The organism is Vibrio gigantis, from assembly GCF_024347515.1.
Lineage (GTDB): Bacteria > Pseudomonadota > Gammaproteobacteria > Enterobacterales > Vibrionaceae > Vibrio > Vibrio gigantis.
On the sequence record NZ_AP025492.1, the window covers coordinates 1,092,565 to 1,108,866 of the forward strand.

The 16,302-nt window shown below is 45.6% G+C and carries 15 protein-coding genes; 9 read left to right on the top strand and 6 right to left on the bottom strand.

The genetic code is table 11. The features are described 5' to 3' along the window. Window positions 1–142: 142 nt before the first annotated feature. The 3 genes from OCV56_RS04980 to OCV56_RS04990 all read right to left on the bottom strand — a co-directional run bounded on the left by OCV56_RS04980 (window position 143) and on the right by OCV56_RS04990 (window position 3,048). Window positions 143–829 (bottom strand): hypothetical protein, encoded by a 687-nt coding sequence (locus OCV56_RS04980; RefSeq protein WP_086712258.1) that lies wholly within the window; start codon window positions 827–829, stop codon window positions 143–145. Window positions 830–1,027: 198 nt separating this feature from the next. Beyond that, window positions 1,028–2,746, bottom strand: coding sequence for an amidohydrolase (locus OCV56_RS04985; protein WP_086712257.1), 1,719 nt, complete (start codon window positions 2,744–2,746; stop codon window positions 1,028–1,030). Between the two features lie 125 nt (window positions 2,747–2,871). Then, window positions 2,872–3,048: a hypothetical protein gene (locus tag OCV56_RS04990; protein WP_167373147.1), complete on the bottom strand. Its 177-nt coding sequence runs from the start codon at window positions 3,046–3,048 to the stop codon at window positions 2,872–2,874. Between the two features lie 154 nt (window positions 3,049–3,202). On the opposite strand from OCV56_RS04990, the gene OCV56_RS04995 reads away from it, so the two are divergent. After that, entirely contained in the window at window positions 3,203–4,063 is an 861-nt protein-coding gene (locus tag OCV56_RS04995; RefSeq protein WP_086712256.1) for a helix-turn-helix transcriptional regulator, read from the top strand. 147 nt (window positions 4,064–4,210) lie between these two features. Next, a complete protein-coding gene (locus tag OCV56_RS05000) occupies window positions 4,211–4,729 on the top strand; it encodes a lipocalin family protein (RefSeq protein WP_048669028.1) in 519 nt (172 codons plus the stop codon). A gap of 86 nt (window positions 4,730–4,815) precedes the next feature. Here the strand turns inward: OCV56_RS05000 and OCV56_RS05005 are convergent, their stop codons facing one another. Together OCV56_RS05005 and OCV56_RS05010 are read right to left on the bottom strand one after the other, a co-directional pair. Further along, window positions 4,816–5,190: a hypothetical protein gene (locus OCV56_RS05005; protein ID WP_086712255.1), complete on the bottom strand. Its 375-nt coding sequence runs from the start codon at window positions 5,188–5,190 to the stop codon at window positions 4,816–4,818. 48 nt (window positions 5,191–5,238) lie between these two features. After that, window positions 5,239–5,544: a monooxygenase gene (locus tag OCV56_RS05010; RefSeq protein WP_086712254.1), complete on the bottom strand. Its 306-nt coding sequence runs from the start codon at window positions 5,542–5,544 to the stop codon at window positions 5,239–5,241. A gap of 180 nt (window positions 5,545–5,724) precedes the next feature. On the opposite strand from OCV56_RS05010, the gene OCV56_RS05015 reads away from it, so the two are divergent. After that, window positions 5,725–6,615 carry a LysR family transcriptional regulator gene (locus tag OCV56_RS05015; RefSeq protein ID WP_086712253.1) on the top strand — a complete coding sequence of 297 codons (891 nt, stop codon included), beginning with the start codon at window positions 5,725–5,727 and terminating at the stop codon, window positions 6,613–6,615. 51 nt (window positions 6,616–6,666) lie between these two features. Here the strand turns inward: OCV56_RS05015 and OCV56_RS05020 are convergent, their stop codons facing one another. Beyond that, window positions 6,667–7,281, bottom strand: a complete 615-nt coding sequence (locus tag OCV56_RS05020) for a TetR/AcrR family transcriptional regulator (protein ID WP_086712252.1) — start codon at window positions 7,279–7,281, stop codon at window positions 6,667–6,669. Window positions 7,282–7,460: 179 nt separating this feature from the next. On the opposite strand from OCV56_RS05020, the gene OCV56_RS05025 reads away from it, so the two are divergent. From OCV56_RS05025 to cyoD, 6 genes are all read left to right on the top strand, one after another. After that, window positions 7,461–8,579, top strand: coding sequence for an efflux RND transporter periplasmic adaptor subunit (locus tag OCV56_RS05025; protein ID WP_086712251.1), 1,119 nt, complete (start codon window positions 7,461–7,463; stop codon window positions 8,577–8,579). Window positions 8,580–8,587: 8 nt separating this feature from the next. Continuing rightward, window positions 8,588–11,686 (top strand): efflux RND transporter permease subunit, encoded by a 3,099-nt coding sequence (locus tag OCV56_RS05030; protein ID WP_086712250.1) that lies wholly within the window; start codon window positions 8,588–8,590, stop codon window positions 11,684–11,686. 721 nt (window positions 11,687–12,407) lie between these two features. Further along, window positions 12,408–13,304 carry a ubiquinol oxidase subunit II gene (gene cyoA / locus OCV56_RS05035; protein WP_086712249.1) on the top strand — a complete coding sequence of 299 codons (897 nt, stop codon included), beginning with the start codon at window positions 12,408–12,410 and terminating at the stop codon, window positions 13,302–13,304. A gap of 5 nt (window positions 13,305–13,309) precedes the next feature. Further along, entirely contained in the window at window positions 13,310–15,379 is a 2,070-nt protein-coding gene (cyoB, locus tag OCV56_RS05040) for a cytochrome o ubiquinol oxidase subunit I (RefSeq protein ID WP_086712248.1), read from the top strand. Further along, on the top strand, window positions 15,369–15,986 hold the full coding sequence (gene cyoC, locus OCV56_RS05045) for a cytochrome o ubiquinol oxidase subunit III (RefSeq protein ID WP_228761223.1): 618 nt from the start codon (window positions 15,369–15,371) through the stop codon (window positions 15,984–15,986). The genes cyoB and cyoC overlap by 11 nt, the downstream gene beginning before the upstream one ends. Then, complete coding sequence (gene cyoD / locus OCV56_RS05050; protein WP_086712246.1) at window positions 15,986–16,297, top strand: cytochrome o ubiquinol oxidase subunit IV; 312 nt, start codon at window positions 15,986–15,988, stop codon at window positions 16,295–16,297. The genes cyoC and cyoD overlap by 1 nt, the downstream gene beginning before the upstream one ends. Window positions 16,298–16,302: the final 5 nt, after the last annotated feature.

Below are 16,302 nucleotides of genomic sequence, written 5' to 3' on the forward strand. Positions count from 1 at the left end.
AAACACAGTTTGTAACTGGATTTAGAACTTAACTTGGTCGTTTACGTTGTAAGCCCTGCCACGACCTTTGTAGTCGTACGTGTTGAATCGTAATTCACTTGATGTGCGCTTTAATCAGAAGTGAGCTTGAAAGAAATCATTTCTAAAAAAGGTATTTTACACCAACTTGTGGCATGAACTCGCCAAGATCTACGTAATCGTCTTTTAGTTTTCGATAGCCAAGAGCTGCTTCAAAAGACCAGTTTTTACTAAATTGGGTATCTGAGATTAAGTAAGTCTCATATAGATGAAGGTTTTGATTATCGCCTTCAGGTTCAGTCACACTGGCTAAAACTCTTAGTGCCCAAGCATCACTCATGTGGATCATGGATCCGAGCTCTACCCCATACCCTTTGAGTGTGTAGCTTTCCTTAAAGATCTGTGGGTCACCCCCTCCAGGGACGAAGGTATCTGTTGTGCCCTTATAGCTTTGTTTAAACGATGTTCTATTTATCTTTACATAAGGTGAGAATGACCCTAGCTCGAAGTAATACCCAAGTCCAAAATCCTGTTTTGTTGTAGAGGAGTACGATGATAAAGAAAGGGTACTGCTCTGAAAGCTTGGCCCATCATATGAGTTATAGCTAATACTGTAATCGGCGAACAGATGATCGTAAAAATTCCAAGAGATACGACTATACCCACCTACACTACCTTCAGACTGGCCGATGACAGAATCAGAAAGTCCATCATCAATACCATATTGAAGTCCACCAGAGACAAACGTGAAATCATTTGCGCTCGCTGATAATGATGTTAACGCTGTAAGTAGGATTATGTATTTTTTCATGCGCAATGTTACCGATTGTTAATAAATTTTCCGCAGTTTAATGATTTTTTTTAACTAATCTGTTCTGCAATCTAATGTTGTGAAAATGGTGATCAAACGTTAATTTTGAAAATCAGTATGGATTATTATGTATTCTTATGGGTGATGTTAATTATCATAAGAAATATTTTTATTACTTTGTGGTTCAACATTAGTTTGCTATTTACTGTTTTCGAAAACTATTTTCCCCCGCAACACCGTCATCAACACCTGCGTTTTGGCGATGCCTCTTGCTGATAAAGTGGTGATGTCTTTATCAAGAATGGCGAAGTCAGCTGACTTACCAACCTCAATCGTTCCCGTTATATCGTCAATTCCTAGGCTTTTAGCTGCGTTGAGGGTGTAAGCGTCGATGGCTGTGTAGATATCGGTTAGGCCTGTTTTTCCCATGATTAGGCTGTTGGCGATACCGACTAAAGGATTTATGTCGTGTACATTCCAGTCACTACTTAACGTGATATTAGCGTCGGTTTTGAGTATTGCGTCGAGGTTCATCATGGCTTTCGTGCGTCTAGCACCTAAGAAGGCCTTAGCCCATTCGTGATCGTGCTGTGCTACGTAGTCTGACCCGACCTGGAAGTCCGCCGAAACATCGAGTTGTTTAAAGCGTGGAACGTCCTCATCATTGATCAATTCAACGTGGGTTAACGTGTATGGCTTTTGCGAACCTTGTTTACGTACGCTCTCGATGGCATCTAAAGATTCACGAACCGCACCGTCGCCAATTGCATGTATGTGTGCACTAAAGCCGATTTTGTCTAGAGCCGTTAACCACTGTTGCATCTGTGCTGGTGGAATGTAGTTCAAGCCATTAGGAGAGTTTGGTAAATAAGTATCTAAATAAGGAGCGAGCGTTTTTGCCGTGCCATTGATGAAGATGCCATCGCTGTACATTTTCACCTGATCGACTAGCAGTAGACGGTTTTTGTCATCGGAATACATCTTCTCAAACACTTCTAATTGAGAGGGCATTGCCATTGATGGGTAAACCCAAGGGCGTAATGACACGCGAGCAGTCAAATCCTGGTTTTGCTCCGCTTCGAGCCAAACATCATACCAACCGCGTTTCCAGTACAGTCGACCGTCACCTATGGTGGTAATGCCGTGTGCTGCCGCTTCTTCAAGTCCGTACATTAAGCCCTGGTAGCTTTGCTCAAACAGTTCGCTTTGGCTGTTCCACGCCATCTCCATAATTTGGTCGCCAGCATTATCCAATAAGATGCCATTGAGCTTGCCGCTGTCTTGGTCTTTTAAATAGGCGCCGCCTTGTGGATCTGACGATTGCGGACTAATTCGGGCAATTTTTAGTGCTTTTGAGTTAACCCACATTGAGTGTGAAGTCTGCTCCATGATCACGACAGGTCGGTCGTGAAAGACACTATCGATGATCTCAAGTGGTGTGTATTCCGAATCGCTGTCGAGTGTAGACTCCAGAGAAAAGCCATAACCCATCAGCCAGCCTCGACCATTGGTTTCGGCATTGATTTTACACGCTTCTAAGTAAGGGATTTGCTCTTCGAGTGTGGCTTCAGAATCCAGTTCGCAATTACCACCTAGTTCAGAGGCGGCTTCAAAAACATGGTTATGATTGTCAATGAAGCCCGGTAGCACAAAGGCATTCTCCAAGTCGATGACATCGGTATTTAGCCCTTTAAAAGTCTGCGCCTGCTCGTGGTCACCAATGAATATGATCTTGCCGTTATGGGTAACGATCGAGTCTGACTCTCGATGCCCGTATATATCGGCATTAGTGAAGATTTGGTCAGCCGCTTGGTCTTGATTGGCTGTGTTGGCTTGTGCAAGAGCTGGTGATACAGCACTTAGACCTGCGATTAAGATGGCCAATGCAGTGTGTGGCAGAGTGAGCTTGTTGTTCATTATTGTGTCTTCCATGTTCCACTGTGTAATAAGTATAGAAAGCGAGTGGTCAGTGGGAAACTCTACATGAATGACAAATAAAAACTGTATTTAATCAATAAGCTGTCGTTTGAATGAGCTTTTGATTACGACTCTTGCCTCAGGCTTTTACGCAGATCTTTTTTGTATTCGTCATAAGAGTTGTAGCCATAGAGTTTCCACGTGTGATCACCTTTAATATTGTGGCTGTAGGTGATTTCTCCGATCCACTGCTGACGTGTTGCATGAATCATATCGCGTATTTTTAATAATAAAGTGTCCATAGTTGCTCTCCTGATTAAGTTCACCTGCAGTATATTTAGCGGAGAAAGTCGGAAGAGTACCGTTAGCGCAATGTCCAATACTTTTCAGTCAAAGTGCTCACTTAAATGGTTTGATGGGTATACTTTCAGTATTAGAGGGTCACAGAGTGTCGTAATGAAAGGTTACTTAGAAAAGGTGCCGCAAAGGATTGGTGCGTCATGGCGCTACAAGAAAATCGTTGAAGGCAGCAAGAGTTATGGTTGGCATCGACATGAAGAATATGAGATAGCGATTCATCGTCACTTCTCGGGGCATAGCTTTGTCGGCCACCACCAAAGCGATGTGTTCCATAACCATATGATTTTGGTTGGTCCCGACTTGCCTCATGCCATTTATTCGGAAGTGAGCAGTGATGACTCACGTGTTTGCGAAACCCATGTAATTTGGTTTCGTAAAGATTGGATTGAGCCGTTGATAGCGTGCTGTCGTGAACTTGAACCGTTACGTACACTACTAGAAGACTCAAAGAAAGGATTGCAGTTTTCCCCTAATACCGCTGAGAGGGCAACACAACTGCTAGATAAGGTGATGGATCAGCCTCCTCATCAACAGCTACTGATTCTATTCTCTCTGTTTGCTTTGCTGATTGATGACCAAGAAGTCGTGCAGCTAATTAACCCAACCTTTAACTCGGTTGAAGAAGACGAGGTCAGCGACAAACTAGACAAGGTCGAAGCTTTTCTGATGAATCATTTTATTCATAATATTTCGGTAAATGACTTAGCTAGCCATTTGTACATTAGTGAGAGCAGCGTAAGGCGTCTGTTTCAAAAGCACTACAACGAGAGCTTCAGTCAGCGGTTGAAGAAAATTAGATTAAATGTGGCGTGTGATTTGCTGCTAAATACATCTCTGCCTGTGAATCTGATTATGGAAAAAGTCGGTTATGACAACCAAGCTAACTTCAATCGCCAGTTCAAATCTTATAAGCAGGTGACTCCGACTCAATATCGTGACGCAATGAAGCGGCTTTAATTCATTCACCAACGAAACGATTTTCATAAATGTCTGAATAATTTAATGTTATATGAACCATGCTAATGGGGTTCACGTATTAACAAGGACGTAAGTTAAGACTCAAATGACTTACTCGTATTACGATTAAAATAAGTCGAGGTTAGGATGAAGAAAATACTTTTGCTGCTGAGTGTGATTTTATTGGGCGGATGCGTTGGCATGCCGGAAACCGTCAAGCCAGTTCAGCAGTTTGAATTAGATAGATATTTAGGGAAATGGTACGAAGTAGCTCGCTTAGACCACTCGTTTGAGCGCGGCTTAAGCAATGTGAGTGCTGAATACAGTCTGCGCGATGATGGCGGCGTGAAAGTGATTAACCGCGGCTATTCGGCTGAAGAGGGCGAATGGAATGAGGCAGAAGGTAAAGCGTATTTTGTTGAAGGTAGCGACCAAGGCTATTTAAAAGTGTCGTTCTTCGGTCCGTTTTATGGTGCCTATGTGGTGTTTGAATTGGAAGAGGAAGGATACCAATACGCGTTCGTTTCTGGGCCAGACACTGATTACTTATGGCTACTAGCAAGAACGCCTGAAGTCGCACCAGAAGTGATGGAGAAGTTTAAAGCGATGTCGAAAGAGCGTGGGTTCAATACCGATGAGCTGATCGTTGTGGAACATACCCAATAAACCGATCGCTGTTATTGGTGAGAGTGATTGATGATTGATAAGGCACAGAGGATGAATTTCTCTGTGCCTTTTTAATTATCTGAGAGTTAGTCTTGCTTACGCACTTGCAATACGCTCAGTACTGATAGAAACAGGAAGAACACAGGATCGCTCCAACCAAAACCAACAAAGATACCTGTGAATGCTGCATACAATGTGATGATGGCGCCAAGCATATTCGTAACAACCAAGCCTTGAATGAGCTTTTTGGCGGACACGCCAGGTTCAATATCTCTAAGCAACCAGCTTATTGCAGCGATACCACCAAGAAATATACTGGTGTGCTGAGAGAGAAAGTAAGCGTACTTGTCATTGATCTCCACACCGTACATGGGCCACATGACTGTTGGTAGGAAAAACAACGCGAAGGCAAACCCTGCGTAAATGATGCCGTGTAGGCTTAAAAACGTTTTATTGTTCATTTTTCATCTCTCTATCTCGTGCTTTTCGCTAATTCTTTATTCATTTCATTAGCCGTTGATTGGGCCTTTGTTAATGGTAGTTAATGGCTGATTGACGTCAAAAATCACGCCGCGAACTTCATCAACGCCCATCTCTTTTAAGCGAGCGGCATGCATGGCTAAGTAAGCCTCAGCGCTGAGTTGATCTTCAAAAAGGTAGACACCACCGCCCAGTTTCTCGGCTTGGTTTTCTGTCCAGATTTTCCAGATCATACCCGGCTCGTTGTTGATGGACTTAGCTAGGTCTACGAGTGCGTTCGACATCTCTTCACCGAAAGGGCCGTTAAATTCAAAATCAACTTGTAGTAGTTTCATGGTGTTTCTCCGTTTAACAAATTTCGTGTAACAAAATCCGCTGAAAAATAGGTGTTTAAGACAAACAAGCCATTCTCGTTTGTTGTTGAGATTTATATTGCCTGTTGAAATAGATATTACCTGTAAAAAACAGACAGAAAAGTTCATAATATTGCCATTAACTGTCAGGATTTTAGACCAATGAGATTAAAGACTACCCTCGACCAATGGCAAACACTCTATGAGATAGACCGTGCTGGTAGTATTCAGGCGGCGGCATTGCAACTGAATAAGAGCCATACCACGCTGATCTATGCGTTGAGAAAACTGGAAGATCAATTGGGCGTGTCTTTGGTTCAAGTTGAAGGACGCAGGGCGGTATTGTCGGAAGACGGCAAAGCCTTATTGCGCAGGGCGAGCAGCATGCTGGAACAAGCGCGAGAACTTGAACTGATCAGTGAGCAGTTAGCAAAGGGAGTCGAATCTGAAATCGTGGTCGCAGTTGATCATTTGTGCTGCCTTGAGCGTCTTTATAAGCCGATGGCTGCGTTTATGGCAGAGAACAACAGTACGTCGATACAAGTGGTAGAAACATCACTGTCGAAGACCACCGAAATGGTCACTCAAGAACGAGCCGATGTTGCCATCATTAATCTACCCATAACCAATTACTCGGCTGAAGCCTTTGGATTTACCAAGATGGAGCCTGTTGTCGCCAGTTCGCACCCTTTGGCTAATGCATCATCCATATCGCTTAATCAGTTGTCGTCGTTACCACAAATAGTGGTCAGGGACTTAGGTTCGGTTGAAAAGCTGGGAGAGAAGAAAGATGTGGGTTGGTTGAAGTCGAGTCAGCGTATTACGGTCGATAATTTTGATCATGCTTTTGGTGCGGTAGAGCAGGGAGTAGGTTATTGCAGACTGCCAAAGCATATTGTGGGAAGCCGAGGCGGTGAGAAGCTAACGGTGTTGAACGTGGAAAATGGCAGTGGTTATCAGGTTCCGCTGCATCTAACGTTACCAAAAGGCGTGAAGACAGGCCCCGCCGCTAAACGTTTTTATGAACTGTTGCTAGCGTCGGCTTCTCAGTAACTTCTGCTCTCGTTTTTGATGTCCGCGTTTTATTTCACCATCAAACTAGAACTAGCGAGGCTGGTTTCCATTCAAGAAAAGTGCAACGCATTCGCGCGTGTAGCTGAGTCTTTCTTCATCAGATTCGCCGCTATCATGGCCGAAGAACGACCAATAGGCTGATTTACCATGAAACATCAGCAGTAACTGACGAGCCGCAATGATCGGTGAGCTTGATGTCGACAGTGTGAGATTACCAGAATCTATCTTCGACTGTAGGTAATCGGCGAGTAACTTGGTGGTTTTTTGAGGGCCGGTTTCTAGATAGATAGAGGCTATTTCTGGGTGCGTGTTGGATTGGCTGACCGCGTTCTGAAAGGTTTGTCGTGACTGTTCATCAAGCAATAAATCCTGAAACTTCACACCAAACTTCACCAATTCATCTTCCAAAGTAGCATTCATATCGAAGGCTGAGTGGCTCAGTTCACGCTCGGCACACTTGGTTTGCATGCAAGTTTCAAAAAGCACGTCTTTGTTTTTAAAGTGAGAGTAGACCGTTTGCTTGGAAACGTTCGCTGCTTTGGCTATCTGATCCATATTGATCTTGAAGCCATGTTCAGAGAAAAGCTTACTTGCTGCGGTTAATATCTGCGATCTCTTCTGTTCACTTTTGATGATTTTCGTCACGTGCTTATCTCTCGCTACCTATTGCTAACTTGTTGTGCGCTAGCATTATGCTTTTTGTGATGGTTTTATCAATCATTAACGATGAAACTTATTTTTAACACAATCAAACTAGACAGTCTAGTTTGATTTGGTTAGTCTAAAAAAAGAACATAATTGAGTACCGCATAGGAACAGTACGTATGTATAAATTGATGAAGGGAAGCGCAGTGACAGTGGCGTTGTCGACTCTTCTTGTTGGGTGTGGTGAAAATACACAAGCCGAGGCAACATCCGACGCAGCGAGTAACACCGGAGCGAATGGTGCTGCATCGACAGTCTTGAAGGTAGAAACGGTCGCCCTAGAACGCTCTCCATCATATGAAGTACAACGTGAATATGTCGGTGTGGTAAAGGCGGGACAGCAAGCGAATTTAGGCTTTGAACTGGCGGGCAAAGTAAATGAGATTCTGGTAGATGTAGGTGACACAGTCACAACGGGTCAGCCGTTGATTCGATTGGATACCCAGCTATTGGAAACCGAGTCTAGCCAGCTGAAAGCACAGGCTGAAGAAGTGAAAGCTCAACTGAGCCTTGTTGCCGCGAACCTAAAACGCCAACGCTCATTGAAAGCGAAAGGCTTCAGTGCCGAAGCGGAGATTGACTCTCTTACTAGTGAGCAACGTGTATTGCAGGCGAACTTGCTGCGCATTGAGGCCTCCGTAAAAGGCAATCAATTGAAGCTGGTGAAATCGACAGTGCTTGCTCCTTACTCTGGTACCATCGCCACCCGTTTTGTCTCTCTCGGAGATGTGGTCAATGTGGGTAACCCAACTCTTACATTGCTCGCTTCTGAAGGTAAAGAGGCCTTCATCGGTATTCCTGCTCACCAAATGCAGAAAGTCACCTCACTCTCTGCGCCTAGTATTCGAGTTGGACGTAACGATTATGCAGTAGAGCTATTGAATCCAGGGGCAATGGTCGACACACAATCTCGAAGTGTCGGTTTGCGCTACCTGTTCCCTGAGCAATCTTCGGTATTGGAAGGGCAACTTGCCTACCTTAAATTTGATGAGCAGATTGATGACTCAGGTTACTGGGTGCCATTAACTGGTTTGATTGATGGTTTACGCGGTGTGTGGAATATCTTTGTCATTGGTGGCGACAACAAAGTTGAGCGCCGCAGCGTTCAGGTGTTGTTTGCCAACAATCAACAAGCGTATGTGAGTGGTGCAATCGAGGATGGCGAACAGGTGATCGCAAGTGGTTTACATCGCTTGGTTCCTGGTCAAATCGTGAAGCCAGTCAGCGTAGCTGAGTAGGTAATAGTATGAAAATTATAGAGACTATTTCCAATACTCGACTGCTCATCTTGATGACAGCGCTGCTGATGGTGAGTGGTATTTCTGCTTTCATGACGCTGCCGCGTGCAGAAGACCCGGTGATCATCAACCGTTACGCCAACATCACAACCAGCTTTCCCGGAGCCAGCGCAGAACGTGTAGAAACGCTAGTCACTGAGGTGATTGAGAATAAGCTTCGTGAGCTGAGTGAAGTTAAACTCGTGAGTTCAACCTCAAGGCCGAGCGTGTCTATTGTCACGTTAGAATTGAATGACACTATCACCGAGCCAGAACCGGTTTGGTCGCAAGCGCGTGACAAACTGTCTGACATCGAATCCATTTTACCTGCGGGTGCCCATTCTCCTGATCTCGACAGTGACCATACCTATGCTTTCACAACCATCGCATCATTGACTTGGTCGGGTGCAGGCGAGCCAGACCGATTGACCCTCGGGCGTTATGCTAAAGAACTGGCTAAGCGGTTACGAACCTTGTCGGGTACTGAATTCGTTGATGAATATGGGATGCCGCAAGAAGAAATTCAGATCAGCTTGCGCACTGCTGATGCCGCAGCTCTAGGGCGTTCGAGTGCCAATATCGCTGAGTCGCTCGAAGGGGCGGATGCAAAGAACTCGGCGGGTGAACTGGTTAGTGCGTATTCTCGCTTTGGTTTAGAAATACAATCTGAACTGGATTCCATTGAACGCATCAAGCAAGTCCCAATTGCCACGGACAGCAATGGTCACATCATTCGCATGGAAGACATCGCATCGGTGAGGCGTGGTGAGAAAACCCCACAAGATCAGATTGCGATTATTGATGGTGAGCCGGGTGTGATTGTCGCGGCGAGAATGCACCCTGATCTCCGAGTCGATAACTGGACGTCGCGAGCGAACGCTCTGATTGAAAAATTTCAACAAGAGCTGCCAAGCAATATCGATGTCACCGTGTTGTTCAATCAGCAGGGCTATACCGAAACTCGCCTAGATGATTTAGGCAAAAGCTTGATGATCGGCTTCGGTTTGATCTTGATTGTATTGTTCGTGACCTTAGGTGTGCGCGCGGCAATATTGGTGGCGATTTCTCTGCCACTCACTTCACTGCTTACGCTGTCGATCATGAAAATGACCGGTGTGCCAATCAACCAAATGTCGGTGACAGGATTAATAGTAGCGCTAGGGATCATGGTCGATAACGCGGTGGTGATGGTTGATACCATTCAGGCTTACCGCTTGAAAGGACAACAACGAGCTGAAGCAACCATGAATGCGTTGAAGCACTTGTGGGTGCCTTTGCTGGGTTCAACATTAACTACGGTATTGGCGTTTGCCCCGATAATTCTGATGCCAGGTGCATCGGGTGAGTTTGTCGGTGGTATCGCGATTACGGTGTCGTTCTCATTGATCGGTTCCTATGTGATTTCGCACACCTTGATTGCAGGTTTAGCGACCAAGCTACTGCCGAAACAACTCAGTGATGTGGATAAGAAAGGCCAACATCACTGGTACATGACGGGCTTAAGAATTCCTGCTTTAACACGTTGGTTCTCGTCTTCTGTCCGTTTTGGTGTGACACATCCCATCATCACTATTGCGTTGGTATTGTTGGTGCCGTTTACTGGCTACTGGAGCATGTCTCAACTTACTGAGCAGTTCTTCCCACCATCAGACAGAGACATGTTTGAGATTCAGGTGTACATGCCACCTCAAGCGAGCATTTATGCGACCAAGAATACCTCGGAAAATATAGACGACATCATCCACCGCTATCCAGAAGTGGAGCGCATTGATTGGCTGGTGGGTGCAAACTTCCCATCTTTCTATTACAACTTGCAGGCAAGGCAAAACAACGCGCCGTACTTCTCGCAAGCCATGGTCAAAACGGAAAACTTTGCTCAAGCGAATGCGTTGATTCCTGAGCTGCAAAAGGTGTTGGATGAAGAGGTACCGGAAGCACAAATCTTGGTACGTAAGCTTAATCAAGGGCCTCCATTTACTGCGCCAGTTGAGCTGCGTGTTTATGGTGAAAACCTCGATACTTTGAAAGCGATTGGTGAAGATGTTCGTCTGATTTTGGCCGGTGTTCCTCATGTCACTCACACAAGGGAAACGCTGCAACCGGGTACGCCAAAGGTGTGGTTGAAGGTCGATGAAGATACGGCAAAACTCAACGGTATTTCACTGAATCAGTTTGCTAGCATGTTGCAAACCACACTGACTGGCCGTGAAAGTGGCTCTGTGATTGAGGGCAGTGAATCGGTACCGATCCGTGTTCGTGTCGCAGATGAAGCGCGTGAAAACTTGGCGCATTTAAGCAATATTCGTTTGCCAATTAGCTCTGAGGTGTACTCAACGGGTATTAACGTATCGACACTGGCCGAACTTGAATTAACCACAAGCCGTGGTGCGATTACCCGCAGAAATGGTCAACGTGTGAATACCATTGAGGGCTACATTGAAGCGGGAGTCTTGCCACAAACCGTGCTCAATGAATTCCAAAAACGCCTAGAAAGCTATCAGATGCCATCGGGTTATACGATTGGTTTTGGTGGTGAATCCGCCGAACGAGATAATTCAGTCAACAGCCTCATCTCGAATGTCGCAGTTGTGGTGGTATTGATGGTGTTGGTGGTGGTGATGTCGTTTAACTCGTTCCGAATGAGTAGCATCATCTTCATGGTGGCGGGATTGGCTGGTGGTCTAGGGTTGCTGTCGGTGTGGATCTTCGGCTATCCGTTCGGTTTTACGGTGATCATTGCGATGCTCGGGATTGCCGGTTTAGCTATCAACGCGGCTATCGTGATTCTGACCGAATTGAAGCTAGACAAGGAAGCTTCTTCTGGGAATGTCGATGCAGTTGTTGAGGCGGTGATGTCGTGTACGCGTCATATCAGTTCGACCACAATTACAACTGTTGGTGGCTTCATGCCATTGATCATTGCTGGTGGTGGTTTCTGGCCTCCGTTCGCGGTCGCGATTGTTGGCGGAACCGTGTTAACCACGCTGATTTCTTTCTACTTTGTGCCTGTGGTTTATCACTTGATGACTAAAAATCAGCGCAAGAAAGTTGTCACAGCAACAGCATAATATCTCTCTTAATGACTATTACTCCTCTCATTTGAGGGGAGTAATACCTGCTTAAAATACTCGTTAAATCGGCTTTCTAGATCGATCTTGGCCATTACTTGTTACTACATCACTGGCATTCTTATCGATAAAAAGCAGTGTGCCATTCGAATACCTAATGGTTTGCTGGTCAAAGCAATATCTTTTCTAAATACCTTTAAAATTACAGGTGAATTCATAAATTTGATGTTCATCACGCTTTGTTTAATTCGCTCTTTCTAATGTACCCAAACATCACTTCGCTTTGTCATTGTTGGTCGCTGATTTTTCAGAACCTTACTCACCCCTTATCACTGTTGGCTTTGTATGTGTAGCACGCCTATGTCGTGCGGCTGAATTCCTCTCTGTTTTCCATGTTTCACTTTCATAACTGGAAGGTTAGTTTCCAAGTTTGTTTGGTGAGCTTTCAATTTCGACTCCTCATAATGCGTCAAATGTAACAATGTATTTCAAAGTGTAACAATTAAGTCATATTTTTTGTGTGGTTTTAACCGTGCGGCAATATTTCGGCTGCGGTGTGCTGTCGTTTTAATTCGGCAGTTTTAACTGTGCTGAGATGGGTTTAATTCAGTTTCGCTTTGAGATGCGTCGTTTCACATGCTCAACACATAAATATTCTAATGACCATGACAACCAGTACTCGGGCGTTCGTTCTGAGGCTGGATAACCATCGAGAAAGTTAATGGAAGCTTCAAGATATAAATGCATTTTATCGAGAGCAAATCTGTCGAGGATTGGTTTGGTGGGAACCGTCCTGATGCTCGAAGGATGTAACTCCGCATTGCTCGACCCAAAAGGTAGCGTTGGCGTTCAGGAAAAGGAGCTGATTATTACGGCTCTGTTGCTGATGCTGATTGTTGTCATCCCTGTGATTCTGATGACCATCTACTTTGCTTACCGATACCGCGAAAGCAATACCACAGAAGAGTATGCACCTGATTGGGCGCATTCAACCAAGATTGAAGTGGTGGTATGGACGATTCCAATCATCATCATTGCGATTCTTGCCACCATCACTTGGCGAACAACACACGAACTGGAGCCCTCCAAGCCTCTGGAAAGTGATGTGCAGCCTATGGTGATTGAAGTGGTCTCTCTGGACTGGAAATGGCTGTTCATCTATCCGGAGCAAAACATTGCGACGGTTAACTATGTTGCGTTTCCGAAAGACGTACCGGTGACGTTTAAGCTGACTTCAGACAACATCATGAACGCGTTCTTTATCCCGCGTCTTGGTTCGCAAATCTACGCGATGCCGGGAATGGTGACCAAGCTGAACTTGATTGCTAACCACGAAGGTGACTTCAAAGGTTTTGCATCGAACTACAGTGGCAAAGGTTTCTCACAGATGAAATTTACCGCATCGGCTATGCCTGATCAGGTGGCATTTCTAAACTGGGTGGAAAAAGTGAAAGCAAGCCCCGACCGTATTGAAGATTGGGAGCAGTTCCGTTCATTGGCAGCGCCGAGTGTGGCTGAACCTGTGACTTTGTTCTCCAGTATCCCACCATTTTTATTCACCGATGTCGTGACCCAGCACCCTGGTTCAATGAACTGTTTGCCGGAAACCCAAGGATAATCGTCATGTTTGGAAGATTAACTCTAGACTCAATTCCCTACCACGAACCCATTATTTTGTTCACGTTAACCATGATCGCTTTAGTGGGTGGTTTAGTGGTGTATGCGGTAACAAAAGCCGGTAAATGGCAATACCTCTGGAATGAATGGTTTACTTCAGTAGACCACAAAAAATTGGGCTTCATGTACATTGCTGTGGCAATGGTGATGTTAGTTCGTGGCTTTGCCGATGCAGTCATGATGCGTAGTCAGCAATTGCTTTCTGCAGCCGGTGAGACAGGCTATTTACCGCCACATCACTACGACCAGATCTTCACAGCTCACGGCGTGATCATGATTTTCTTCGTAGCGATGCCTTTGGTTATCGGTTTGATGAACATCATCGTTCCGCTGCAAATCGGTGCCCGTGATGTTGCATTTCCTTATCTGAATAACTTGAGCTTCTGGCTGTTTGTAGTGGGTATCATCCTAACTAACATGTCACTGGGCTTAGGTGAGTTTGGTCGTACGGGTTGGTTGGCGTACCCGCCGCTTTCTGGTATTGAGGCCAGTCCGGGAGTCGGGGTCGATTATTGGATATGGGCGCTGCAAATATCCGGTGTGGGTACCACGTTAACGGGTGTGAATTTCTTCGCTACTATTTTGCGCATGCGTACTCCGTCTATGCCAATGATGAAGATGCCAGTATTCACGTGGGCATCTCTGTGTGCCAACATCCTGATCATCATCTCTTTCCCTATCCTAACGGTTACCATCGCGTTACTGACTTTGGATAGATACATCGGCACGCACTTCTTCACCAATGATCTTGGTGGCAACGTGATGATGTATGTGAACTTGATTTGGGCATGGGGACACCCTGAGGTGTACATCCTAATTTTGCCTATCTTCGGTGTGTTCTCTGAAGTTACTGCAACCTTCTCACGCAAGAAACTGTTTGGTTATACCTCGTTGGTATGGGCGACAGTGGCTATCACTATTTTGGCGTTTGTGGTTTGGCTGCATCACTTCTTCACCATGGGTTCTGGCGCCAATGTGAATGCCTTCTTCGGCATCGCGACCATGATTATCTCTATCCCAACCGGGGTTAAGATCTTCAACTGGCTATTCACCATGTACAAAGGACGCATCCGTTTTACCACGCCAATGATGTGGACAGTGGGCTTCCTAATTACCTTTACCGTTGGTGGTATGACGGGCGTATTGATGGCGGTACCGGGCGCAGATTTCATTCTGCATAACTCTGTATTCCTGATCGCGCACTTTCACAACGTAATCATTGGTGGCGTTGTTTTCGGTTGTTTTGCTGCGATTGGCTACTGGTTCCCGAAAGCGACCGGTTTCACTCTGAACGAGCTTTGGGGTAAACGCGCATTCTACTGTTGGATCATCGGTTTCTTGATGGCGTTCTTGCCGCTTTATGCTCTGGGCTTTATGGGCATGACGCGTCGTTTGAGCCAAGACATTAACCCTGAGTTCTTCCCTCTACTGGCGGTTGCGGCTGCAGGTACAGGTGTGATTGCGATGGGTGTTGTGTGTCAATTCGTTCAGATCTATGTGAGTGTTCGCGACCGCGATCAGAACCGTGACCTAACGGGTGACCCATGGGGTGGACGTACATTCGAATGGGCAACGTCTTCACCACCGCCGTTCTACAACTTTGCAAAATTGCCTAAGGGCGATGAGATCGATTCGTTCTGGTATCAAAAGCAAAGTGGTGAGTTTGACCCAACTCAGGAAGAAGAATACGAACGTATTCATATGCCGAAGAACACACCGACGGGTATTTATGTGTCTGCTTGGGCGTTGGCATTTGGCTTCGCAATGATCTGGTATATCTGGTGGTTAGCAGCAGCAAGCCTAGTGGGCATCGTGGTGACGTGTATTCAACACAGCTACAACGACGATGTGGATTACTACGTGGAAGTTGAAGAGATCAAAGCGATTGAAGCAGCTCGACGTGCACAGCTTGAAGAAGCGAAGAAACAGTCAGTGAACGACAACTCTGGTCGCGGTAACAGTGACAGTGATAACAACGAAAACAAAGATGATTTGGAGACGACGTATGCAAGCTAATACTCCGTCACACACTTATGATCTTGCACACTCGCATGATCATCACCACGAAGCCGCAGGCAATAAGTTGTTTGGCTTCTGGGTTTACTTGATGAGTGACTGTGTCCTGTTTGCCACGCTTTTCGCGACTTATGCCGTGCTTGAGAGTGGCTCAATTGCTGGGCCGACAGGTAAAGACATCTTTGAACTGCCGTTCGTGTTTGTCGAAACCATGATGCTGCTGTTCAGTAGTATCACCTTTGGTTTTGGCATGATTGCGATGAAGCGCAAAGACGTTCTAGGACTGAAGCGATGGATCAAAGTTACTTTCGTATTGGGCTTAGCCTTTATCTGTATGGAAGTGTATGAGTTCCATCACCTGATTGCAGAAGGCTATGGCCCTCAAGAGAGTGCGTTCCTTTCTGCGTTCTTTACCTTGGTTGGTACACACGGTTTTCACGTAACCTTCGGTCTTATCTGGATGGCAGTGGCGTATCATCAGCTTTCAACCAAAGGCTTGAACGACAACATGTCGATGCGTTTCCAGTGTTTGAGCTTGTTCTGGCACTTCCTAGATATTGTTTGGATTTGTGTATTTACCATCGTGTACTTAATGGGGGTGATGTAATGGAACAGCATCTAGACAGCGGTGCAACGGATTATGTGAAAGGCTTTATTGCGTCACTGATTTTAACCGTTATTCCGTTCTACATTGTGTGGGCGCATGCGTTACCAAGCGCGGAAACTTACGTGATCTTGTTCGGTTGTGCGCTGGTGCAAATCTTTGTGCACTTTAAGTACTTCTTGCACATGGAAGCGAAGTCTTCTGATGGGCGTTGGAACTTGGTGTCGCTGATGTTTACCGCCATTGTTGTATTGATTCTGATCGCTGGCTCGGTATGGATCATCTACAACATGAACGTCAACATGAAGTTGTAGGCTAG